Source organism: Actinoplanes sp. NPDC020271 (assembly GCF_044388125.1).
Taxonomy (GTDB): domain Bacteria; phylum Actinomycetota; class Actinomycetes; order Mycobacteriales; family Micromonosporaceae; genus Actinoplanes.
Window position 1 is genome coordinate 1 of sequence record NZ_JBIRWQ010000047.1, and the last position, 21,644, is coordinate 21,644.

Here is a 21,644-nt window from a genome sequence, read left to right on the forward strand (position 1 = left end):
ATCTCGCCCGCCGGCTGACGGACGAAAACACCCCAACCTGGCGAGACCCTCAAATCGCATAACACCACAAAATACGTTAATCAGACGTCCTCTTATGCCGGTCTGGTCTGGCACCTGGTCATGTCGGTGAGGTTGAGCGCCGGCTGTTACTGACACTCAGCGCCGACCTGATTTGAACCGAGTGTGTGTCGGTGAGTTTCAGCGCCACAACCTCAAGCCCTTGATGTCACTACGATGCCGTCGTGGATGATGATCTTTCTCTGTCTCCGTTTCACGTCTATGCGCGTGAGGACGGACAGCAAGAGTTGGTGCTCTTCGATGGCGACATGGAGGACGTCGAAGACGTCTTCGATGATCTCGATGCCGAGAGCAACGGACATGGGTGGGAGAGCCTCGCGCAATGGCTGATTCAGGCTGAGATGCCTGGCCTCGCAGACGTGATCTGGTTCAGTTCCGAGAGCGGCACCTTTGTGGCAGGAGGTTCCGAGCCGGCGGCGCTACGCCGCCTGGCTGAGCGTCTGCACGCTGCGTTTCACGATCGTGCTTTGCTCTCGCAGCTGATCACCGAAGCTAAGCTCGATTGACCATCAGTCCTTGCGGAGTCGATGGCGCGGCATCGGTGCTCCCTCGGAGTTCCCCTCGATCAGAGTGCTACTAAGGGTAGGACCTCGGATTTGTTACTGACTTCGAGCGCCACTACTTGGCGGCTCGATCGGGTGGATTCGATGTCGGCGAGTTTCGGCGCCACCGGCAGCGGTGGGAAAATCGGTGGTCGGGACGGAGGTCCGCCGATGCCGCGGATGTCGAAGATCGATCTGTTGCGGCGATCCGCAGGGACTCGCGGGCGGGTCTGTCCGGACGGGCCATCGCGATCAAGTATCGGGTCAGCCGGCACACCGTCAGCGACGCGCTAGCGTCGGCATGGCCGCGGGAACGCCAGCCGTTGCCGCCACGGCCGTCGGTGCTGGATCCGTTCAAGCCCGTCATCGACGACATCCTCCGGACGGATCTGGACGCGCCGCGCAAGCAGCGGCACACCGCGAAACGGATCTAAGACCGGCTGCTCGACGAGCACGGCATGCACGACGTCTCTCACCAGGCCGTCCGCGGCTATGTCGCCGAGCGCAAGCCGAAGATTCGGGCCGAGGCCGGCCGCGGTCCGGTCAACGCGTTCCTCCCGCCGACATGATCAGGAGCCTGATCGCCATCGCGTCCGGCCGTCAAGGCGCGCGTCGCGGCAAATGAGGATGTTCCGGACCTGGCCGCTGACTTCAACTGGCCCTTATACTCCCACCGTTGCGTGACGTGATCGGATACCCGCGGCGCGGGGTGCCACCGCCTGCTGATGCTCGGGGTCTCCCCGGTGCCGGACTTGCGGTTGACGAAGGGCAGAAGCGTGACCAACGAGCAGCTCAGACAGGTGTTCCCCGATCTGGACCTGGACGGGTTCTGGGAAGACAGTGCGTATGCCGAGGAGACCTACCGTGGCGGGTATCCCACCGATGAACTGATCGCGTCGGTTGAGGCAGAGGTCGGGTTTAGGTTGCCTGCCTCGTATGTGGCTTTGATGCGGATGCGTAACGGCGGAATGCCGCGAAACACGTGCTGTCCGGCTCCGAGCGGAACGACCTGGGCCGAAGACCACGTCGCCCTCACCGCGATCATGGGGATCGGTCGGGAGAAGGAATGTTCCCTGGCTGGGCGATCGGGTAGCCGGTTCCTTGTCGAGGAGTGGGGTTATCCGGAGATCGGCGTGTACTTCGCTGACTGCCCTTCGGCCGGCCACGACATGATCGCGTTCGACTACCGGGACTGCGGCCCCCGGGGCGAACCGCGCGTTGTCCACGTCGATCAGGAGGTTGACTACCGAATCACCGTACTGGCACCGGATTTCGTCAGCTTCGTCCAAGCGCTGCGGCCGGAGAGCGACTACGACTATGACTGAGCGGCCGGCCGGGGGCGGGAGCGCCACCCACGGTCCGTGACGTGCTCCGCGCGACCTGTGCGCGAACTGCGACAGAAGAGTGAAGCCTTGCTCGGTGCCGGCCGAGGTCGACGCCGACGAAGGGGTGGTCGTTTCTACTCCGACTCGCCTGGCTCCTCGACGAGTTGATAACCTTCCGCGGTCCGATCCTCGCGATGTTCGTTTGCCCAGCGCTGACCAGCAGCGGGGTCTTCTCCCCAATGGGGGATCGAATCGGAGATGACGATGCCGTCGCGCTCATGGATGACACGGATCTCAGCTCCGTTGTCATCGATTGAGGCCATTACGGTGATGGTCTCGGCGCCTTGAGGTGTTTCTCGCTGGTAGACCTCTGTCTTGATGGGCACGGGAGCATGATGACATCAGATGCCCTCATCCCGGCAAGGCCTGCTGCCATAGACCTGACCTTCGGCCGGTATCCGCTCGCGCGTATCTACCTTCCGGCAAATGTTCCCATGACTAGTTGCTTCTCGACGGGCCCGGTGCAGGCCTAGAAAAACAGGCCGAGTAGACCGTGACTCGTAATGCCTTCGGGAAGTTGGTCTCCAGGTCGACGGTGTAGCCATCGGGGGTCAGCGCCCGCATGGTCCGCCTGCTGCCGACGGTCTTGTCGATCGGCACCTGATAGTCCAACTCCTTCCAGAACACCTTGATCGCCTCGAGGGTTCCGGCGGGGTCCGAGACCCGCTCCAGGCCGAGCTGATAGACGCCCTGGACGCTGTACCCGAGTTCGGTCGTCTTCCCGGCCTCGGGCCGGCAGGGGATCGGGCGCACCTGCGGCTTATCGAGGGTCGTCTCGATGATGCCGGCGATGTCGTCGGCGTGCCTCTGCACTTCCGCGGTGGCGTCGCTCTCGGCCCGTACCTCCAGGTTGCTGACCGGCCGCGCGGGCTCCACCTTCTCCGGCGCCGAGCAGCCGGCGAGGCCGAGCGAAACAGCGGCGGCGAGCAGAACCGCACGCGACAGGGTCTTCATCGGCGTTGTTCTCCGTCTGGATCATGGAAGCGGTGGACATCATCGACGATCGCCCCGGCCGCTCGCAAGGACCACGCGAGCGGCCGGATCACTCAATCCACCGAGGCGAGCCCGGCCCCAGCTGACCTCCTGGGAGACGGGCGAGAGCTTCGTCAGGCTTTAGGAGGCCCGCGGAATCTCCATGCGGGAGCTGTCCTGACCGGCCACGCCGGCCCGGTCGGCCAAGGGATGACCGTCAAGCCCCAGGACCCGCAGACGACCTAAAGTTACCTACAGGCTGCCGCTCGGTCTCGCCCACCAGCAACACTCCGGACATCGTGCTATCAGCGGCATGACAGTGCGGACGGGATCTCGTAAGGTCTGCTCGTGGACGAGGGCTTCTTCTGGCGGATGGTAGAGGACGCCCGCTCGGGGGCTGGTGCCGACACCGAAATCGTCGCGCAGGCGTTGCTTCGCCGCCTTCGTGCGTTGCAGCCGAATGCCATCGAACGGTTTCAGGAACTATGGGAAGAAGCGCAGGACGAACTCTATCGCTGGCCGGTCCTCGACGCCGCGACCCTGTTGCTTGGGCCCCTCACCGACGAACTCGCCGTGCAGGACTGGATCGTGTCGCATGGCCGGCAAACGATGCGTGGCGTTCTGGATAATCCCGACGGCCTGGTCATCTTGGCGTCCGATCGGCACAACGCTTGAATCGATTGGTTCGGCGGCCTTCCCATGGAAGGCACACATCGCCGCTACCGGAGCTCCCTTCGCAGCCGACGGACCTAGAGGCCCGGACGAACCGTACGGAACGCGGACCGACCTGACGAACGAAGCCGAGGCGAGACGCCACTTCCCCCGGCTCACCGCCTACCTGGATGACAATCGATGGATTCCGCGGCCGTGGGAAACCCCGTCCGGCTGACGACACGTTTCCTCACGGCGGCAGAACAGGACGTCCCAGTCGCTATGTGAATGTATTGCTCGAACGAAAATAGCGCTGCAATGCAGAGGATTGCCGTGTCTCGGACGGCGGTGAGGTTCTCCCCCGATCGGTGACCGCTTCCGGATACCTCAACCACGAGTCGCCTCGCTCGCGGTGGTAGATCGTTAGCACCTGCAAGAAGCATCGACATGCAGCTTTATAGTGGTAGGCCTAGACAGGAGATGCGAACCGGAGGAGAGCGATGCGACGAGGCTCCATGATGGCAATCATTGGAATCGCAACACTCGCGTCCGTCGGGGTACTTATCTCGCCTTTATTGATAGGAATTGCAGGTCGCCTCAACGGCGTGGATTGGCAAGAGCTTTCCGATATCGGGCAGGCGTATGGTGCGGCCAGTGCAATACTAAGCGCTTTAGCGGTACTGGGTGTTGCCGCGAGCCTAACTCTCCAAGGGCGCGCTCTTCGCGCTGCCAGCGTTCATTCGGTGCGCAATGCACATCGCGAGCTGCTCGGCCGCGTCATGGACGATCCAAATACATATCTCCCGGCAACCGGATTTCAGCGATGGAGGAATGCTGGGATGAGACCAGAGCAATGGTCCTTTCTCACGTCATATTTCGGCTACGCTTACGCGGCTCTCGACTGTGGAGTGGTATCCGAGGAAGACATGAGGGCGGACATCTTTACCCCGATGTTCGCCGGTGAAGTCGGACGGAAATGGTGGAGTCTGGCGCGCTTGAGCTGGCTCGAATCGAGTGACCCGCTAGCTCGGCGCGTCGGTAGAGTTGCCGAATCTGCATACCAGCTGGCCGTAGATTCTGGCGAACCTCTTCCATTGTCATTCTTCACCTATCAAGAACCCGAGCGTCCTTACTGTTCCAGTCCGCAAGAAAAAGACAAAACGGCTAGAATAATGATTTCGGCTGCTGCGCTAGCTGGCGCAACAGCGGTGGCAATATGGGGGGCTAAGCGGAAGCCTAGAAAGCGCCCATAATCGAACAAAATTGATTTTTGACGAAGTAGCTAGTATTTTCAGGCTAACTCTCATCGGCAGATCCGAATGCTCGCCGCAGGATTGAACATCACCCTGCGTGCTTGGTCCTGCATGCCGATATCGGCTATCCCGTGATGGTCGGCATGCCAAGGTTGACGGGGCCGCCTACGGAGCGGCCGCGTGCGATGCTGCGGTCCAGGCCGGCGAGCTTCTCCTGGGCCTTGGTGAGGCTGGTTTGAAGGCCCTGGACCTCGCCGAGCCAGCCGTTGATGCGGGCTTCGGCGATGCGGCCGGTGAGGTTGTGGATGATCTCGATGAGTCGGTCTCGTTGTCTGGGCGAGACCCGGAGCATCGGACATCTCAGGCACAAGTGTTCATGCTGGCAAGGGGTCCCGTAGGGGCGGGCGCAGTCGCCCAGCTCCAGTTTGCCGGCGTGGAAGTGCTGCTGGAACTCGCGCCACTCCTCGTCGGTGGGCTCCCGGTACTCCTCGGCAGGGCGGACGCCTCGGCGTTTGTCGAGGAAGGTGCGGTAGGAGCGGATCAGGTCCTCTTGGAAGACCGCCAAGTACGTCTCGGTAGTGGCGATCGAGGCATGGCCGAGCAACCGAGCGGCGATCTGGACGGGCAAGCCGCCGGTGACGGCTTCGGCGGCGAAGACCCTTCGGAAGTCGTGAGGAGTGTAGCGCAGCGGCTGGCCGGCGTGGTCGATGAGCGCGGCGCGGGCGAGGGCGTCGTTGAGTAGTTGGTAGACCATGTTGGTGCTTATGACGGTCCGTTTCCAGCCGACGCGGCGTTGGAGCAGATGCGGCAGGGCCGGCCCGGTGACGAGTTCGTGCGGGTCGTAACGGGCCAGGAGAGGGACGGTGCTGTCGTTGTCGCCGCGGAGCCGGGCCGCCGAGCGCACGGACGGGCCCTGCGTGACGCGCATGGGGGGTTCAATGGGGCGGCTTGCTGCCGGACAGGAATTCGAGCAACGACTCGGCCACCGGACCAGGCGCCTGCTCGGCCTGGTGGTGCCCGCTGTGGATCACCCGGTGCTGAAGTGGTTGGGCGAGCCACGGAGCCCAGATGGCGGCCGGATCGCCGTGGATGTCGAGGTCGTCGTCAGCGGATTCCAGGAGCAAGGTCGGGCACATGACCTGCCGTCTGGCCACCCGGTCGGCCTCATCGTGTTCACGGTCAATGCCCAGGCCGGCCCGGTAGTCCTCGCACATTCCATGGACGACCGCCGGATTGTGAAGGGCTTCCCGGAGATCAGCGTGATTACCGCTGCCCATCTCGGCGGGCTCGGGGATTGAATACCACGCGTCCGGGTCGGCGCAGATCACGCGTTCGGCGGGCTTGTCGGTCTGCCCGAGGAACCACCAGTGCCACCAGGCGCGGGCGAAGACGGCGTCCGTTCGTTCAAGGTGCTCAACGACGGGTAGTCCATCCATGACAACCAGGTGCGAAACCGCGTCCGGGTGGTCCATGGCCGCGCGAAACGCTACCAGAGCCCCACGATCGTGCCCGACCACAGCGAATCGGTCATGACCGAGGTGGGACATCAGTAGTACGACGTCGCGGGCCATCGCCCGCTTGCTCGACTGCGCATGGTCCGGCGCATCCTGCGGAAGCGTCGATCCACCGTATCCGCGCAGGTCGGGCGCCACGACGAAGTGGCTCTCAGCCAGTTCGGGAGCCACTTCGTGCCAGGTCGTATGGGTCCGGGGGTGGCCATGCAACAGGACGACCGGCGAGCCGGCACCTCCGTACCTGGCTCGTAGCGTGACCTCACCCAAGTCCACGCGATCGAGACGGAATCGGTCAAACATCAGTCGGACGCTACCGGCCAGCCGGGCAACCCGCATCCGCTCATCGGCCGCGCGCCGTGTCCAGGAGAAGTCCAGGAGGGGTCACCTTCCTGGAGCCGCGTTCGGATCGGCATCACCGTGATGGAGATACGAACGGCAGAGAGCGACCTCGGCAGCCTGATTTGGCGCTAGCTGCGGAAACGGTTGCGAGACAGCCGCTCAGCGCCGCGAACCGAAGGTCATCGGCCGGCTGAGCCGGGGCCGGGGATTCGCCCTCATGATCTCTACGGTACGGCCGGGCGTCCGACGGCGGCAGTAATCGCACCTACGACGGCCGCAGCCACGAGACATCGACGCACTTCAAGAGGTAAGGTCCTGCAGGAAAGCGCATTCCTACCGGAAGGAGCCGTGATGAAGACCCTGCTTGCCGTGCTTGCCTCGCTGCTGGTCGCGCCCGGGACGCCGGCCCGGCCGATCCTCTCGCCGGCCGAGGCCGCGCCGTTCACCGCGGCGAACTATCTGCGCTATTCCGGTGCGTATGCGAATCCGGTCACCGACCCGTGGCGGCCGAAACCGATCCGCACGCCACGGCATGCGGACTTCGTCGTCGACGAAACGACCACCGTTCAGGAAGCGGTCAACGCCGCCTACCGCGCCGGAGGCACGCGACGCCTTTTCATCGCGGTGCGGCCCGGGACGTACCCGGGAACGGTCTTCATCCCTTCCGGAACACCACCGCTGACCATTTTCGGCGACGGTCCGGCCGAGAAGATCAACCTCGAATTCACCGTCGACGCCACGATCACTCCGGCGCAATGGGCCGCGCAGGTCAACGCCGACGGGCGGTACGCCGAGGGCGACCCGGCCTGGCCGATGTTCCAGTCATGCGCCACCAAGACCACGGCCACGGCCGCCCTGTGCGCCACCGTCGTCTGGGCGCAGAGCACGGATCTGCAGCTCAAAGGTCTGACGATCACCAACACGCTGCTGGACACGGTGGACCGCGGCACCCACCAGGCGCTCGCGCTGCGCACCGACGCGGACCGCACCCAATTGGAGAAGATGCGCCTGATCAGCCGCCAGGACACCTTCCTGGCGAACGCCGGCGACGTGAACAGCATCGCGCGCGTCTGCGTCCGCGACTCCTACCTCGAAGGCGACACGGACTTCGTCTTCGGCCGGGCCGCCGCCGTCTTCGAGCACGACGAGTTCCGGCTGGTGTCCTCACGGAAAGAGTCCGGCGGTGTCATTTTCGCCCCTGACACCAGCCCCATTTTCCCGTACGGCTTCCTGGTCACCCGTTCCCGCATAGTGGCCGACGCCGGATATCAAGCAGCGCCCACCGGCCGATTCGGGCGCGCGTGGGATCAGGGTGCGAGTGCCACCGGATATCTGCCCGGCATCACCCCGAACGGGCAACTGGTGATCCGCGACAGCTATCTCGGCGCCGGTTTCGACACCGTCAACCCGTGGGCGCCGGCCGCGACCACCGCACGTCCGTTCGTGGCCCGCGTCGACGAGGGACGCGACCTGAACGACGTCACTTACAACCGCCTGTGGGAGTTCCGCAACCACGGCCCGTCCGGCATAGATCAACACCGGTAGCCTGCGGTCATGGCCGTCGTTTCGCCCTGAACCTCAGCGTCCCCGGCCGTTCGCTCGCCGTCGTCCTCGGCCGCTTCGCCTATCAGCTCTTCGAGCACGCCGGGAATGTTGAGTACGTCGTGGGAGCCGCGGACACCGCGCGGAGAGGGTTCTCCGCGCGGCGTCACCGGTCGTGCGCTCGATCAGGGTTACTTGGTGAAACCGATGTTCTCGTAGGTGACGCTGGCGAAGCCCTTGGCGCCGAAGTTGGCCAGCTTCTTGTTGCTGGCGACCAGTTCCGGGCGCTGGTAGAGGGTCAGCGAGTGCACTTCCTGCCAGATCAGGGCGTCGGCCTGGTTGGCCAGCGTGGACACCTTGGCCGGGTCGAGTTCGGAGGTGGCCTCGCCGAACACCTTGTCCAGCTCGGGCGAGCCGATCCGGGCGTAGTTCTGCTGGACGTCCAGCTCACCCTTGTCGTTCTTGGTCGGCTCCGCGTAGATCGACTTGCTGGAGCTGACCGGGAACTGGGTTCCGATCCAGGCGAAGACCGTCATGTCGTAATCACCGGGCGTGATGTACTTCGCGAAGAAGTCGTCCACCGGGACCGCGTTGATCTTCACCTTCACTCCGACCTGGGCGAGCATGTTCTGCACCAGCTGGGACTCCTGCTGGGAGGACTTGACCCCGGTCGGGATGACGAAGTTGATCTCCAGGCTCTTGCCGTCCTTCTTCCGGACGTCGCCGTCGAGCTTCCAGCCGGCCGCGTCCAGGCCGGCCTTCGCCTTCTCCGGGTCGTACTTGCCGACGTCGCCGGAGTTGTCCTGGTAACCGGCCTGATTGGCCATGTAGATGTGGTTGTTGAGCGCCGTCGGCGTGATGCCGAGCGGGCTGAGCAGTGCTTTCGCGACGGCGGTCCGGTCGATGGCCTCGGCGACCGCCTGGCGCACCTTGACGTCGGAGAGGGTCGCGCTGGTGCCGTTGACGGTCAGGTGCCGGAAGTTCGGGCCGGCCGCCTGCCGGATCTCCGCGGTGCTGATCTGCTTCGCCCGCTGGTAGGCGTCCGCGTCGGAGCCGATGTCGACGACGTCGACCTCACCGTTGGCCAGGGCGTCGACCTGCGCGCTCCCGTCGATCGCCCGGTAGACGATCTTGTCGAGCTTGGCCGGATCACCCCACCACTTCTCGTTGCGGACCAGCGTGACGGTCTTCGCCGTGGCATCCATGGAGCTGAACTTGAACGGGCCCGCCGTGGTCGTCAGCGGCTGCTTCTGCCAGCCCTCGTTGAAGATCTTCGGGTCCTTGTTCGTGGACGCCGGGTACAGCGGGGCGAACAGCGACTTCCAGTCGGCGAACCGGGTCTTGAAGGTGACGATCGCCTCGCGGTCGTCCTTGCCCTTCACGACGCTCTCGATGTCCTCGTAACCGTTGGACGCCGAGATGTTGTAGGCCTTGTCCGTGCCGTTGTTCGACTTCCACTGCCAGAGAATGTCCTCCCAGGTGATGGGAGTGCCGTCGTCCCAGGCCGCCTTCGGGTTGAGCTCGAAGGTGACGACCTGTTTCGGGTCGGTCGTGAGAACCGGCTCGGAGGCGAGGTAGTTCTTGTTCCACACCGGGGTGGCGTCGGCCTCGAAGGTGTACAGCTGCGGCAGCAGGGCGTTGACGACGTGGGCGTTGTCGTCGAGCGTGCCGTCGAGCTGGTTGTAGTTGAAGTTCGCCGGGAACTCACTCATCGGCCAGGTGAACGTGCCACCGTCCGTCAGCTCGTCACGCGACTTCGGGTTGATCTGGTTCTCGCTCGCCTTCGGCGGCGGGGCGGCCTGATCGGTGCCCTTGTCGGTCGTCCCGCCACAAGCGGCGGCCCCGATCAGGGTCGCGACGACGATCGGCGCGAGAAGTGCCCTCGCACCCCAGTGTTTCCTCACCAGTGCCTCCACAACATGGCGTCTGATCCAGACGCGATTTCTTCGTTTCCACCGGCCGGCGCGGACCGGACCGCGCCGGCCGTCAGATCGCCGCGATGGGTGCCGGGTAGTGGCAGGCCATCTCGTGGTCCGGGTCCGGGGTTTCCCGGCCCGTCAACACCGGAGACTCATCGAGGCAGCGCCGTTGCTGGTCGTCGTCGAGCTCGTGGGCGAACTTGGGGCACCGGGTCCGGAACCGGCACCCGGAGGGCGGGTCCACCGGGCTCGGCAGGTCGCCGGTCAGCAGGATCCGCCGGCGCTGCCGTTCCCTGACCGGATCCGGCAGCGGGATCGCGGACAGCAGCGCCTGGGTGTACGGATGCGTCGGCGCCTCGAAGACCTGGTCGGCCGGACCGATCTCGACGATGCGCCCGAGGTACATCACCGCGACCCGGTCGGCGATGTGCCGGACCACCGACAGGTCGTGCGCCACGAACAGGTAGGAGAGACCCAGCTCGGCTTTCAGCTGTTCGAGCAGGTTGATCACGCCGGCCTGGATGGAGACGTCCAGCGCCGAGACCGGCTCGTCGAGCACCAGCAGCTTCGGGTTCAGCGCGAGGGCCCGGGCGATGCCGATCCGCTGCCGCTGCCCACCGGAGAACTTGGCCGGATACCGGTCGGCGTGCTCGGGACGCAACCCCACCAGGCGCAGCAGTTCCCGGACCCGGCGCTCCCGTTCCGCGGCGGGCACGCCATGGGCCACCATCGGCTCGGCGAGGATGTCGCTGACCGGCAGCCGGGGGTCGAGGGAGGCCATCGGGTCCTGGAACACCACCTGGAGGTCACGACGGATCGCGAACCGCTCCTTGGGGCTCATCCCGGCCGTGTCCTGGCCGAGCACGGCGATGGTGCCGGACGTCGGCCGGGCCAGTTCGAGGATCTCCATGATGGTCGTCGTCTTACCGCAGCCCGACTCGCCGACCAGCCCGAGCGTCTCGCCCTCGCGGATGTCGAAGCTGATCCCGGCGACGGCCTGCAGGGTGCCGACCCGGCGTCGCAGCAGGCTCCCCTTGGTCACCGGGTACTCCCGGACCAGGTCACGAACCTCCAGGACGACGGGCCGCTGCTCGCGCGGCAGCTGCGCCGTCCCGGTCGCCTCGGGCAGGGGCGGGGTGACGAAGACGTCGGGGCCGGTCAGTTCCTCCCGGGCGATCTTCTCGCTGCGATGGCAGGCGGCCAGGTGCCCGGCGTCGTCGGAGACCACCCCGAGCAGCGCGGGCTCGGTCTGCTCGCAGAGGTCGATCCGCATCGGGCACCGCGGCGCGAACGGGCAGCCGGCGGGCAGGCTCACCATCGACGGCGGCACGCCGTCGATGGGCGTCAGCCGCTGCCGCTCGCCCACGTCCAGCCGGGGGATCGAGCCGAGCAGACCCATGGTGTACGGCATCCGCGGCCGCTGGTAGACGGTCTCGACCACGCCGCTCTCGACGACCTTGCCCGCGTACATGACCATCATCCGGTCGGCGAAGCCGGCCACCACGCCCAGGTCGTGGGTGATCATGATGATGGCCGCGCCGGTCACCTCCCGGGCGGTCTGCAGCACCTCCAGGATCTGCGCCTGGATGGTGACGTCGAGCGCCGTGGTCGGCTCGTCCGCGATGATCAGGGCCGGGTCGTTGGCGATGGCCATCGCGATCATGACCCGCTGCCGCATGCCGCCGGAGAACTCGTGCGGGAACCCTTTCGACCGCTGCCGCGGGTTCGGGATGCCGACGAGGTCGAGCAACTCGACCGCACGCTCCCGGGCGGCCTCGCGCCCGATCCGCTGGTGAACCCGGATCGTCTCGGCGATCTGGTCGCCGATCGGGTAGACCGGGGTCAGCGCGGAGAGCGGGTCCTGGAACACCATGGCCATCCGGTGTCCGCGGATCCGGGAGATCTGCTTGTCACCGAGGCCGAGCAGCTGCCGGCCCTCGAAGGTGGCCGAGCCGGTGATCGTGGCATTGCCGGGCAGCAGGCCCATGACGGCCAGCGACGAGACCGACTTGCCGGAACCGGACTCGCCGACGATGCCGAGAACCTCACCGGGCCGTACGTCGTAACTGATCCCGCGGACGGCGGTCACCGGCCCGGCCGGGCTGCGGAACGTCACCGACAGATCCTCGACGCGCAGCAGGGGCGCGACCTCGACGGGTACGGGCGCCCGGGTCACCATCGCATCGGTCACTTCGCACCTTCGATCTCGGAGTTCGGGTCCAACGCGTCACGCAGGCCGTCGCCGATCAGGTTGACCGCGAGCACGAGCAGCACCAGAACCCCCGCGACGAAGTAGAACTGCCACCAGTTGGTCAGCGCGGCGCCGGAGCCGTCGGCGATCAGGGTGCCGAGCGAGACGTCCGGCGGCTGCACGCCGAAGCCGAAGAAGGAGAGCCCGACCTCGGCCAGGATGATGCTGCTGACGCCGACGGTCGCGTCGATGATCAGCAGGGAGGCCATGTTCGGCAGGATGTGCCGGAGGATGATCTTCCAGCCGGGCACCCCCATGAAGCGGGCCGCCTGGACGAACTCGCGCTCCCGCAGCGACTGCGTCATCCCGCGGACCACCCGGGCGGTGATCATCCACTGGAACCCGGCCAGCAGCACGATGAACAGCAGCCAGCTCCCGTCCCGCAGCGAGGACGAGAAGATGGCGATGATCAGGAAGCCGGGCAGGACCAGCATGATGTCGGTGACCAGCCGGACGAGGATGTCCGTGGTGCCGCGGAAGTAGCCGGCGAAGGCTCCCGCCACGGCGGCCAGCACGGTCGACAGCAGCGCCCCGAGCAGGCCGATGACCAGTGACTTCTGCAGACCCCGCAGGGTACGGGCGAAGACGTCCCCGCCGGTCTGGTAGGTGCCGAACCAGTGCGCCGGGGTCGGCGGCGACTGGAACGCCTGGAAGTCCAGCTGGTCGTACTTCCAGGGGTAGAACAGCGGTCCGAGGTAGGCCACCGCGATCAGCAGCACGACCACGACGAGGCCGAGAACGGCCAGCCGCTGACGCAGGAAACGCCGCAGGACCAGACGGTTGCGCGAGACCGGGCGGCTCAACGGGAGAACATCGTCCACGATGGGTTCGGTGATGGCGGTCATCTCGGCCTCCTCAAGCCCGGACCCGCGGGTCCAGCGCCGCATAGACGGCGTCGGAGAGCAGTCCGGCGATCAGGACCAGCACGGCGACGAAGAGCGTCACCCCGGCCGTCGAGTTGATGTCGTTCTTGGTGATGGAGTCGACGAAGTACTCCCCCATGCCGTGCCAGCCGAAGATCTTCTCGGTGAACGTCGCACCGACGAAGAGCAGCGCGAACTGGTACGAGAAGAAGGTCGCCATCGGGATGAGGGCGGTGCGCAGGCCGTGCCTGGTCAGCGCCGACCAGCGACGCAGCCCCTTCGCCTGTGCGGTGCGAAGGAAGTCGCTGCCCAGTACGTCGAGCATGGAGTTGCGCTGGTAACGGCTGTAGAAGGCGAAGCCGTTGACCCCGATCGCGAGCACGACGGTCGGCAGGATCAGGTGTCCGAGGCGATCGCTGAGCCCGGCCCAGGACCAGGTGTCCAGCCCCGGAGTGATCTCGCCGGTGGTGAACAGCAGGGGCGTCGACCCGTTACCCGACACCTCGTTGAACCAGATGCCGGCGTTCTTGATCAGGACGGCCAGCACCACCGTGGGGATCGACAGCAGTACGAAGGAGATCACCGTCAGCGTCTGGTCCGACCATCGGTACTGCTTGATCGCGCCGTACGCCCCGGCCACCACGCCGAGCAGGGTCCCGAGGATCGAGCCGATCAGCATGAGCCGCAGGCTCACCCACATCCGGCGGCCCATCTCGGCGTTCACCGACTCGCCGTCGACGGTCTTGCCGAGATCGCCGTGCGCGACGCCCCCGGCCCAGGTGGTGAAGCGGTCGACGAGAGGCGTCTTGTCGTTCATGTTCAGCTCGGTGAGCCGCTGGTCCACGACCGCCTCGGCGGGGGCCGGGTTGCGCCCCTCGTACCGGCTGCGGGGGTGCAGCTGGGTCGCGGCCAGAAGGTACGCGACGACGGTCGCGACCATTGCGAGAAGTACGAGGTAGCCCACCCTACGCAGGAGGAATGTACCCATTAGCTATTGCCTCCGTGCCAGGGCTCCAATTTCTGGGCGGGACGTTAGCAGGCCATTCAGACAGCCGCCAAGATCGCAACTGAATTTGTTTCCCCATCGACATCCGGGCGATTTGTTTCACGACTGAGTCGCCGTCATTACCTGATCAGGAGCGCCACGCCGAACAGCAATTGTTTCGGGTGGGAGTCGCATTCATTACCGGCCGCAAAACGCGCACGCCGGGCACCTTCGCTGAAGTGCTCACGTCAGGCGGAACAAGTTTCGCGCATGCTTCGCAGTCATTCCCGTCGGGGAACGGCGGGAGACACCGATCCCATGTGGACGGCGGGTGCGGTCAGTACGACCGTGGCAACCCCAGCGAGAACTGCGCCACGAAGTTGAGCGCCATCTCCCGGCTGACCGGTGCCATCCGCGTCAGCCGTGACGTCGCCAGGGCTTGGACCAACCCGTACTCGGTGGCGAGCCCGTTCCCGCCGTGCGTCTGGATGGCCTGGTCGACGGCGGCGCAGACCGCTTCCCCGGCCGCGTACTTGGCCATGTTCGCGGCCTCTCCCGCGGCCTTCAGTTCACCGGCGGAGTGCAACGCCGCCGCCTTCTGGGTGAGCAGCCGCGCTGCCTCGATCTCCACGTGCAGTTTCGCCAGCGGGTGGCTGATGGCCTGGTGGGCGCCGATCGGCACACCCCAGACGGAGCGCTCCCCGGCGTACGCGACGGCTTTGCGCAGCGCCCAGCGGGCCATCCCGGTCGCCGACGACGCCGCCATGATCCGTTCCGGGTTGAGGCCGGCGAAGAGCTGGTCGAAACCGGCCTCCTCGCTGCCGATCAGCGCGTCGGCGGGCAGCCGCACGTCGTCGAGGAAGAGCGTGAACTGGTCCTCCGGCGCCACGAGGCCCATGTCGATCCTGCGGTAGGTGAAGCCGGGGGCGCCGGTCGGCACCATGAACAGCGACGGGCGCTTCCCGACCCGGGCGACGATCAGGACGAAAGACGCTTCATCCACCCCACTGATGTACGTCTTCGAGCCGCTCAGCACCCAGTCGTCCCCGTCCCGCCGCGCCTGCGTGGCGATCTGGTGCGTGTTCGAACCGGCGTCCGGCTCGGTGATCCCGAAGACGTACGTCGCGGTGCCGCTCGCCAGCCCGGGAAGCCACCGCTGTTTCTGCTCGCCGGTGCCGAACCGGGCGATCACCGTGCCCACGATCGCCGGCGACACGACCATGAGCAGAAGCGGACAACCGGCGGTGGCCAGTTCTTCCAGGACGGCGGCCAGGTCGCCGATCTCGCCGCCACCACCGCCGTACTCCTCGGGAATGGACACGCCGAGGTAGCCGAGCGCGGCGGCCTCCTGCCACAGTTCGGTGGTCTTGCGGCCGTCGCGGGCGGCGGCGTAGAAGTACTCCTCGCCGTACTTCTGGCCGAGGCGGGCGACGGCTTCCCGCAGCTCACGTCGTTCCACCGACTCGACGAACGCGGTCATCGCGACTCCTCGGACTCGATCACGGCCAGCACTTCCCCCGCAGCGACCTGTTTTCCCACCTCGACGGCGATCGTGGCGACGACCCCGTCGGCGGGCGCGGTCAGCGTCTGCTGCATCTTCATCGCCTCGAGCACGACGATCGGCGCACCCGCCACGACCTGATCACCTTCGGCCACGTGCAGGGCCACGACGAGGCCCGGCATGGACGCCGGCAGCGATCCCGCGGCAAGGTTCGCCGCAGGATCAACGAATTTCGGTACGTCGTGAAGGTCGAACGATCCGGCCGGCCCGTCCACGTCCACCCCGCCGTCGACGACCGTCACCCGGTACGTCTCGCGCACCCCGTGATCGTCGAGCACGACGTGACCGCCGTCGACGGACTCGATCCGGACTCCGGGCAGCCACGACGACTCCAGGCGCCCGCCTCGCGACGAGTACGCCACGTCGTAGGAGGAGCCGCCCCACCGGTACGACCGGACCCGCTCCTGGCTGGGCACGTTCCGCCACGCCACCGGGATCCGCGCCTGAACACTTCCGGACGTCGCAGTCCGGACCGCCGATCCCGCCGCCGCCGCGAGCGCCGCCTTGCGGACCGCGTGGTCCTCCCCCGCGCTCGTCCACGCGGCGAGCCTGCGGTCCAGCAGCGCGGTGTCGACCCGCCCCGCGACGAAGTCGTCGTCGGCGAGGATCGCCCGCAGCAGCGCGAGGTTCGTCGTGATCCCGTGGAGCTCACCGCGGCGCAGCGCGTCGGCGAGCAGCCGGACGGCCGAGCCGCGGTCCGGCCCGTACGCAATGATCTTGGAAAGCATGGCGTCGTAGCGGACCCCGACCACGCTGCCGGCCTCGACCCCGGTGTCGACCCGGATGCCGGGCGTGTCGAAGTCGAACGCGCGCAGCGTGCCGGTCTGCGGCGCGAACCCGGCGGCCGGGTCCTCGGCGTAGAGCCGCACCTCGACCGCGTGTCCCCGCGACGGCGGCGGTTCCGCCGGGAGCGGGCGGCCCTCGGCGATCGCCACCTGCCAGGCGACCAGGTCGAGGCCGGTCACGGCCTCGGTCACCGGGTGCTCCACCTGGAGCCGGGTGTTCATCTCCAGGAAGAAGATCCGGTCGCCGTCGACGAGGAACTCGACGGTGCCCGCACCCCGATAGTCGACCGCTTCGGCCGCGGCCAGGGCATGCCGGTGGAGCTCGGCTCGAACGGCGTCCGGAAGACCGGGGGCCGGCGCCTCCTCGACGACCTTCTGGTGGCGGCGCTGGACTGAGCAGTCCCGGTCACCGACCACCCAGACGCGGCCGTGCTGGTCGCCCAGCACCTGGACCTCGACGTGGCGGGCCCGCGGCAGGTACGGCTCGGTGAAGACGGTGCCGTCGCCGAACGCCGACTGCGCCTCGGCGGAGGCCGCCGCGAGTTCGGACCGCAGCGTCCCGGGGTCGGTGACGACCCGCATGCCACGCCCGCCGCCGCCGGCCGCGGCCTTGATGAGCAGCGGAAACGTGTCGTCACCGTCGAGCACCGGCACGCCCGCCGCGGACACCAGCTTCTTCGCGCGGATCTTGTCGCCCATCGCCTCGATCGCGTCGGGCGCGGGACCGATCCAGATCAGCCCGGCGGCCTCCACGGCCCGGGCGAACTCGGCGTTCTCGGAGAGGAACCCGTAGCCGGGGTGGATCGCGTCAGCCCCGGCACGATGGGCTGCCGCCACGATCTGTTCCGCGTTCCGGAAGCAATCGACGGCGACCGCGACATCCGCTTCGCGCGCATGGAGGTCCGACGTCTCGGCGTATACCGCGACCGTCTCCACGCCCAGAGCGCGGCAGGTCCGGAAGATGCGGCGCGCGATCTCACCGCGGTTGGCGACGAGCATCCTGCGGATCATCACAGCCGGAACACTCCGTAGCCACGGGCGCCCTCGACGGGCGCGTTATGAATAACGGACAGGCAGATGCCGAGCACGGTCCGGGTGTCACGCGGGTCGATGACACCGTCGTCATAGAGCATCCCGGAGGTGACGTACGCGAGGGACTCCCGCTCGATCTGCGCCTCGATCATCGCGCGGGTCTTCGCGTCGGCCTCCTCGTCGTAGGGGCGCCCGGCCGCGGCGGCCGCCTGCCGGGACACGATCGACACCACCCCGGCGAGCTGCGCCGGGCCCATCACCGCGGACTTCGCACCGACCCAGCTGAACATGAACCGCGGGTCGTAGGCGCGCCCGCTCATCCCGTAGTTCCCGGCGCCGTAGGACGCGCCCATCACCACCGACAGGTGCGGAACCCGGGAGTTGGACACCGCGTTGATCATCTGAGCGCCGTGCTTGATGATCCCGCCCTGTTCATATTCCTTGCCGACCATGTAGCCGGTCGTGTTGTGCAAGAACAGCAGCGGCGTGTCGGACTGGTTCGCAAGCTGGATGAACTGGGCGGCCTTCTGCGCCTCGGCGCTGAACAGCACGCCCTGCGCGTTGGCGAGGATCCCGACCGGATAGCCGTGCAGCCGCGCCCATCCGGTCACCAGGCTCGTCCCGTACAACGGCTTGAACTCGTCGAACTCACTGGCGTCGACGATCCGCCGGATCACCTCACGCGGATCGAACGGGATCTTCAGGTCCGTCGGCACGATACCGAGCAGTTCCTCCGGATCCTCCGCCGGTTCGTCATACGACGGCCGGGGCGCCGGGCCGAGCTTGCGCCAATTCAGCCGCCGTACGATCTGACGTCCGATTCTGATCGCGTCGGCCTCATCGACGGCGAGGTAGTCGGCCAGCCCCGACGTCCGCGCGTGCATCTCCGCCCCGCCGAGCGACTCGTCGTCCGACTCCTCGCCGGTCGCCATCTTCACCAGCGGCGGGCCGCCGAGAAAAACCTTCGCCCCACCGGCGACCATGACGACGTAGTCGCTCATGCCGGGCACATACGCGCCACCCGCCGTCGCATTGCCGAACACCAGCGCGATCGTCGGCCGCCGGTCCGCGCTCGCCTCGGTCAGCCCGCGGAAGTGCCGGCCACCGGGGATGAAGATGTCCTTCTGGGTCGGCAGATCGGCGCCACCCGACTCCACCAGATTGATCGTCGGCAGCCGGTTCTCGGCGGCGATCTGCGCGGCCCGGAAACTTTTCTTCACCGTGACCGGGTTGCTGGCGCCGCCCCGCACGGTCGGATCGTTCGCGACGATCATGCACTCGACGCCCTCGACGACGCCGAGCCCGGTGACCACCGACCCGCCCACGGCGAAGTCGGTCCCCCACCCGGCGAGCGTGCTGAGCTCCAGAAACGCCGAATCGTCGTCGATCAGCAGCTCGATCCGCTCCCGCGCGGTCAGCTTGCCCCGCCGGTGGTGGCGCTCGACGCTCTTCGCCCCGCCTCCGGCGAGGGCGGCGGCATGCTGGCGCTCCAGGTCCGCGACCCGCTCCAGCATCGCTGTCCGATTCTGCTCGTACGTCGTCACAGCAGCTCCGTCGGTATGTCGGCGTCCCGGGCTCGCAGCCACTCGCCGGCGGCCTTCGCTTGCGGATCGAACCGGGTCGACGCGGCAACCCCGTCGCCCAGCAACCCGTCGATGACAATGTTCAGCGCGCAGAGGTTCGGCAGCCGATGAACGGTGACACCCAGCGCCCCGGCCTCCGGCAGCAGTTCCCGGACCCGATCCGCGTCCAGCCACCCGGCCAGCCACTCGTAGGCGTCCCGCCTGCGAGCATGCCCAGCCGGAACCCAGACCCCGACGTTCGCCGTGCCCCCTTTGTCGCCGGAACGGGCATACACGAGCCGCCCCAGCGGCGTGCGGTCCCGGCTGGTCACCAGAGGTCGATCCGGGGGTGGGAAGCACCCCTGAGGACCAGCCGGGCCTTCGCCGCGCACTGCGGGCTCGGGGGGCGAACCGGCAGGTGGGGGCGCGGACGTGTGGGGTGGGGGTGCGATGGGGACCCGGGTGCCGTCGGGGAGGACCGCGGTGTGCGGGATCGAGGACTGCGGGAGATGGGTGGCTTCGAAGACTCCGTACGGAGTGGCGTCGGCGGGCGGCGTCGTCGCGTAGAAGCCGGGGTAGGACGCGAGCGCCAGTTCGACGGCGGCGTTGCTGAAGGCGCGGCCGACGACCTGTGGATCGGGGTCCTTGGCGTGGCAGCGGAGCAGGGCGGATGCCTCGGACTGGGTGGCCGGGTCGGCGCGGTCGGCGCGGATCAGGTCCCACGTGAGCTCGGCCGGTCGGGTGGGGAGGGCCGCTTCGAGCTGGGCGCGGACCCACGTGGCTTTCTGCTCGATGTCGAGGCCGGTGAGAACGAACGTCATCGCGTTACGGAAACCGGCGACCCGATTCACGCCGACCTTCGTGGTGGCGGGCGGGTGCTCACCTCGTACGGCGAACAGTTTGACTTCGTCTTTGTCTTCTTGAACGAGCTGAACCGTGTCGAGGCGGGCGATGACGTCCGGATTGAGGTATCGCGGAGAGTCGATCTCGTAGACGAGTTGCGCGGTCACCGTGTCGACCGTCACCGCGCCTCCGGTGTCCGGATGCTTGGTGATGACGACCGTCCCGTCGGCGCTGATCTCGGCGATCGGGAAGCCCAGCGGACGACTCACGTCGATGGTGGTGAATCCGCTGAAATTGCCGCCGGTGGCCTGGGTGCCGCATTCTAGGACGTGACCGGCCGCGATGCCGGCGGCGAGTTCGTCCACATCGTCGCGGGTCCAGCCGAATTCGGCGATGGCCGGGCCGAGAGTGAGCGAGGCGTCGGTGACCCGGCCGGTGACGACGATCTGGGCGCCGCCGCGCAGCGCTTCCGCGATGCCGAACGCGCCGAGATAGGCGTTCGCGGTGAGCGCGTCAGGAAAGGCGTGACTGAGCTCGTCCCCTTCGACGTGGGCGACGCTGACAGCCGGGCTCAGCGCGCTGATCGCCGTCGCCAGGGCGTGCGGGTTGAGCCCGCCCGCGTTGGCGACGAGCTTGACCTGTCGCGTCGTGATCAGGTCCAGACAGTCCGTGACCTGGCGGAGGAACGTCCGGGCGTACCCCAGATCGGGGTTCTTCTTCCGATCACGACCGAGAATGAGCATGGTCAGCTCGGCCAGATAGTCCCCGGTCAGGTAGTCGAGCGGGCCACCCTCGAGCATCTCGCGCATCGCGGAGAGCCGGTCGCCGTAGAAGCCGGAGCAGTTGCCGACGCGGATCGTGCGCACTTCAGCCCGCCCCTCCCCCCGCTGATGACGGGAGTCACGTTAGGCAATCTGACAAAATTGTCAAGGATGCGCGCGGAGCCCGATCGCCGCCGCCCACAGCTTCGACATGTGGGTGACCACCTCGTCCTCGTCGAGCGGCTCACGCAGGGAGTAGATGACGTGCGCCATCTGCTCGACCATCGCCCCCAGCACGATCGCGGTCATCCGCGGGTCGAGATCCCGGTTCGCCAGCCCGGCCTCCTGCAGCCGGCGCAACCCCTCGGCGCCGCGATGCACGTAGAGCTCGCGCACCTCGAGCAGCAGTTCCCGCAGCGCTTCGTCCTCGTCGGCGCCCTGCTCGACCAGCCGCAGCACGCGCGACGCGTTGCGCCAGGCGCGCAGATAGCCACGATTGGATTCGATGATCCGGACGTACGGGTCGTCAGCCGTCTCCGGCGCGACCAGGCTCTCGGTGAACATCTCGTCGGCGACCGTGCGCACGACCGTGCGGAGCAGATCGTCCTTCGACTCGAAGTACGTGTAGAACGTCCCATAGGACACCCCGGCCGCCTGCGCCACCTGCTCGGGCGTGAAACCGGCCCAGCCCCGGGTCTCCAGCAGGTCCCGGCCGGCCGCGAGCAGCGCGTCCCGGGTCCGCCGGCCGCGCGCGGTGACGGGTGCGGTCGGCGCGGGATTCGTTCGTGATCGGCCCATGGTCCTCA

The 21,644-nt window shown here is 67.1% G+C and carries 18 protein-coding genes; 5 read left to right on the plus strand and 13 right to left on the minus strand.

The window, feature by feature from the left end; translation table 11 throughout:
- Positions 1–242 precede the first annotated feature (242 nt).
- Positions 243–584, plus strand: coding sequence for an Imm51 family immunity protein (locus tag ACH442_RS45840; protein ID WP_396344500.1), 342 nt, complete (start codon positions 243–245; stop codon positions 582–584).
- Between the two features lie 812 nt (positions 585–1,396).
- The gene (locus ACH442_RS45845) at positions 1,397–1,945 is read left to right on the plus strand and encodes an SMI1/KNR4 family protein (protein ID WP_396344501.1); all 549 of its coding nucleotides are present in this window, start codon (positions 1,397–1,399) and stop codon (positions 1,943–1,945) included.
- Between the two features lie 134 nt (positions 1,946–2,079).
- Here the strand turns inward: ACH442_RS45845 and ACH442_RS45850 are convergent, their stop codons facing one another.
- Entirely contained in the window at positions 2,080–2,331 is a 252-nt protein-coding gene (locus ACH442_RS45850) for a hypothetical protein (RefSeq protein ID WP_396344502.1), read from the minus strand.
- 112 nt (positions 2,332–2,443) lie between these two features.
- Positions 2,444–2,959 (minus strand): hypothetical protein, encoded by a 516-nt coding sequence (locus tag ACH442_RS45855; RefSeq protein ID WP_396344503.1) that lies wholly within the window; start codon positions 2,957–2,959, stop codon positions 2,444–2,446.
- Between the two features lie 366 nt (positions 2,960–3,325).
- On the opposite strand from ACH442_RS45855, the gene ACH442_RS45860 reads away from it, so the two are divergent.
- Positions 3,326–3,652, plus strand: coding sequence for a DUF4240 domain-containing protein (locus ACH442_RS45860; RefSeq protein ID WP_396344504.1), 327 nt, complete (start codon positions 3,326–3,328; stop codon positions 3,650–3,652).
- 494 nt (positions 3,653–4,146) lie between these two features.
- Positions 4,147–4,881, plus strand: a complete 735-nt coding sequence (locus ACH442_RS45865) for a DUF6082 family protein (protein WP_396344528.1) — start codon at positions 4,147–4,149, stop codon at positions 4,879–4,881.
- A gap of 124 nt (positions 4,882–5,005) precedes the next feature.
- Here ACH442_RS45865 and ACH442_RS45870 read toward each other — a convergent pair whose 3' ends face one another.
- Positions 5,006–5,809: a tyrosine-type recombinase/integrase gene (locus ACH442_RS45870; protein ID WP_396344505.1), complete on the minus strand. Its 804-nt coding sequence runs from the start codon at positions 5,807–5,809 to the stop codon at positions 5,006–5,008.
- A gap of 7 nt (positions 5,810–5,816) precedes the next feature.
- Positions 5,817–6,695 carry an alpha/beta fold hydrolase gene (locus tag ACH442_RS45875; RefSeq protein ID WP_396344506.1) on the minus strand — a complete coding sequence of 293 codons (879 nt, stop codon included), beginning with the start codon at positions 6,693–6,695 and terminating at the stop codon, positions 5,817–5,819.
- A 390-nt stretch (positions 6,696–7,085) separates the two neighbouring features.
- On the opposite strand from ACH442_RS45875, the gene ACH442_RS45880 reads away from it, so the two are divergent.
- Positions 7,086–8,279, plus strand: coding sequence for a putative acyl-CoA thioester hydrolase (locus tag ACH442_RS45880; protein ID WP_396344507.1), 1,194 nt, complete (start codon positions 7,086–7,088; stop codon positions 8,277–8,279).
- Between the two features lie 188 nt (positions 8,280–8,467).
- Here the strand turns inward: ACH442_RS45880 and ACH442_RS45885 are convergent, their stop codons facing one another.
- From ACH442_RS45885 to ACH442_RS45925, 9 genes are all read right to left on the minus strand, one after another.
- Positions 8,468–10,180 (minus strand): ABC transporter family substrate-binding protein, encoded by a 1,713-nt coding sequence (locus ACH442_RS45885; protein ID WP_396344508.1) that lies wholly within the window; start codon positions 10,178–10,180, stop codon positions 8,468–8,470.
- 82 nt (positions 10,181–10,262) lie between these two features.
- Entirely contained in the window at positions 10,263–12,374 is a 2,112-nt protein-coding gene (locus ACH442_RS45890; RefSeq protein WP_396344529.1) for a dipeptide ABC transporter ATP-binding protein, read from the minus strand.
- An 8-nt stretch (positions 12,375–12,382) separates the two neighbouring features.
- On the minus strand, positions 12,383–13,291 hold the full coding sequence (locus ACH442_RS45895; RefSeq protein ID WP_396344509.1) for an ABC transporter permease: 909 nt from the start codon (positions 13,289–13,291) through the stop codon (positions 12,383–12,385).
- A gap of 10 nt (positions 13,292–13,301) precedes the next feature.
- Positions 13,302–14,297 carry an ABC transporter permease gene (locus ACH442_RS45900; protein WP_396344510.1) on the minus strand — a complete coding sequence of 332 codons (996 nt, stop codon included), beginning with the start codon at positions 14,295–14,297 and terminating at the stop codon, positions 13,302–13,304.
- A 334-nt stretch (positions 14,298–14,631) separates the two neighbouring features.
- Positions 14,632–15,774, minus strand: a complete 1,143-nt coding sequence (locus ACH442_RS45905) for an acyl-CoA dehydrogenase family protein (protein WP_396344512.1) — start codon at positions 15,772–15,774, stop codon at positions 14,632–14,634.
- Positions 15,771–17,651 carry an acetyl/propionyl/methylcrotonyl-CoA carboxylase subunit alpha gene (locus ACH442_RS45910; protein WP_396344531.1) on the minus strand — a complete coding sequence of 627 codons (1,881 nt, stop codon included), beginning with the start codon at positions 17,649–17,651 and terminating at the stop codon, positions 15,771–15,773. Before ACH442_RS45910 ends, ACH442_RS45905 begins: the two co-directional genes overlap by 4 nt.
- Positions 17,651–19,186 carry an acyl-CoA carboxylase subunit beta gene (locus tag ACH442_RS45915; protein WP_396344532.1) on the minus strand — a complete coding sequence of 512 codons (1,536 nt, stop codon included), beginning with the start codon at positions 19,184–19,186 and terminating at the stop codon, positions 17,651–17,653. Before ACH442_RS45915 ends, ACH442_RS45910 begins: the two co-directional genes overlap by 1 nt.
- Positions 19,187–19,212: 26 nt before the next feature.
- Positions 19,213–20,943: an acyclic terpene utilization AtuA family protein gene (locus ACH442_RS45920; protein WP_396344513.1), complete on the minus strand. Its 1,731-nt coding sequence runs from the start codon at positions 20,941–20,943 to the stop codon at positions 19,213–19,215.
- Between the two features lie 60 nt (positions 20,944–21,003).
- A complete protein-coding gene (locus ACH442_RS45925; RefSeq protein ID WP_396344514.1) occupies positions 21,004–21,636 on the minus strand; it encodes a TetR/AcrR family transcriptional regulator in 633 nt (210 codons plus the stop codon).
- Positions 21,637–21,644: the final 8 nt, after the last annotated feature.

Bases quoted from the DNA above. Each gene is read 5' to 3' on its own strand.
- ACH442_RS45895 (WP_396344509.1), bottom strand. From the start codon at position 13,291: ATGACCGCCATCACCGAACCCATCGTGGACGATGTTCTCCCGTTGAGC.
- ACH442_RS45870 (WP_396344505.1), bottom strand. From the start codon at position 5,809: ATGCGCGTCACGCAGGGCCCGTCCGTGCGCTCGGCGGCCCGGCTCCGC.
- ACH442_RS45915 (WP_396344532.1), bottom strand. From the start codon at position 19,186: ATGCTGGAGCGGGTCGCGGACCTGGAGCGCCAGCATGCCGCCGCCCTC.
- ACH442_RS45865 (WP_396344528.1), top strand. From the start codon at position 4,147: ATGGCAATCATTGGAATCGCAACACTCGCGTCCGTCGGGGTACTTATC.
- ACH442_RS45890 (WP_396344529.1), bottom strand. From the start codon at position 12,374: ATGGTGACCCGGGCGCCCGTACCCGTCGAGGTCGCGCCCCTGCTGCGC.
- ACH442_RS45855 (WP_396344503.1), bottom strand. From the start codon at position 2,959: ATGAAGACCCTGTCGCGTGCGGTTCTGCTCGCCGCCGCTGTTTCGCTC.
- ACH442_RS45900 (WP_396344510.1), bottom strand. From the start codon at position 14,297: ATGGGTACATTCCTCCTGCGTAGGGTGGGCTACCTCGTACTTCTCGCA.
- ACH442_RS45880 (WP_396344507.1), top strand. From the start codon at position 7,086: ATGAAGACCCTGCTTGCCGTGCTTGCCTCGCTGCTGGTCGCGCCCGGG.
- ACH442_RS45925 (WP_396344514.1), bottom strand. From the start codon at position 21,636: ATGGGCCGATCACGAACGAATCCCGCGCCGACCGCACCCGTCACCGCG.
- ACH442_RS45905 (WP_396344512.1), bottom strand. From the start codon at position 15,774: ATGACCGCGTTCGTCGAGTCGGTGGAACGACGTGAGCTGCGGGAAGCC.
- ACH442_RS45875 (WP_396344506.1), bottom strand. From the start codon at position 6,695: ATGTTTGACCGATTCCGTCTCGATCGCGTGGACTTGGGTGAGGTCACG.
- ACH442_RS45910 (WP_396344531.1), bottom strand. From the start codon at position 17,651: ATGATCCGCAGGATGCTCGTCGCCAACCGCGGTGAGATCGCGCGCCGC.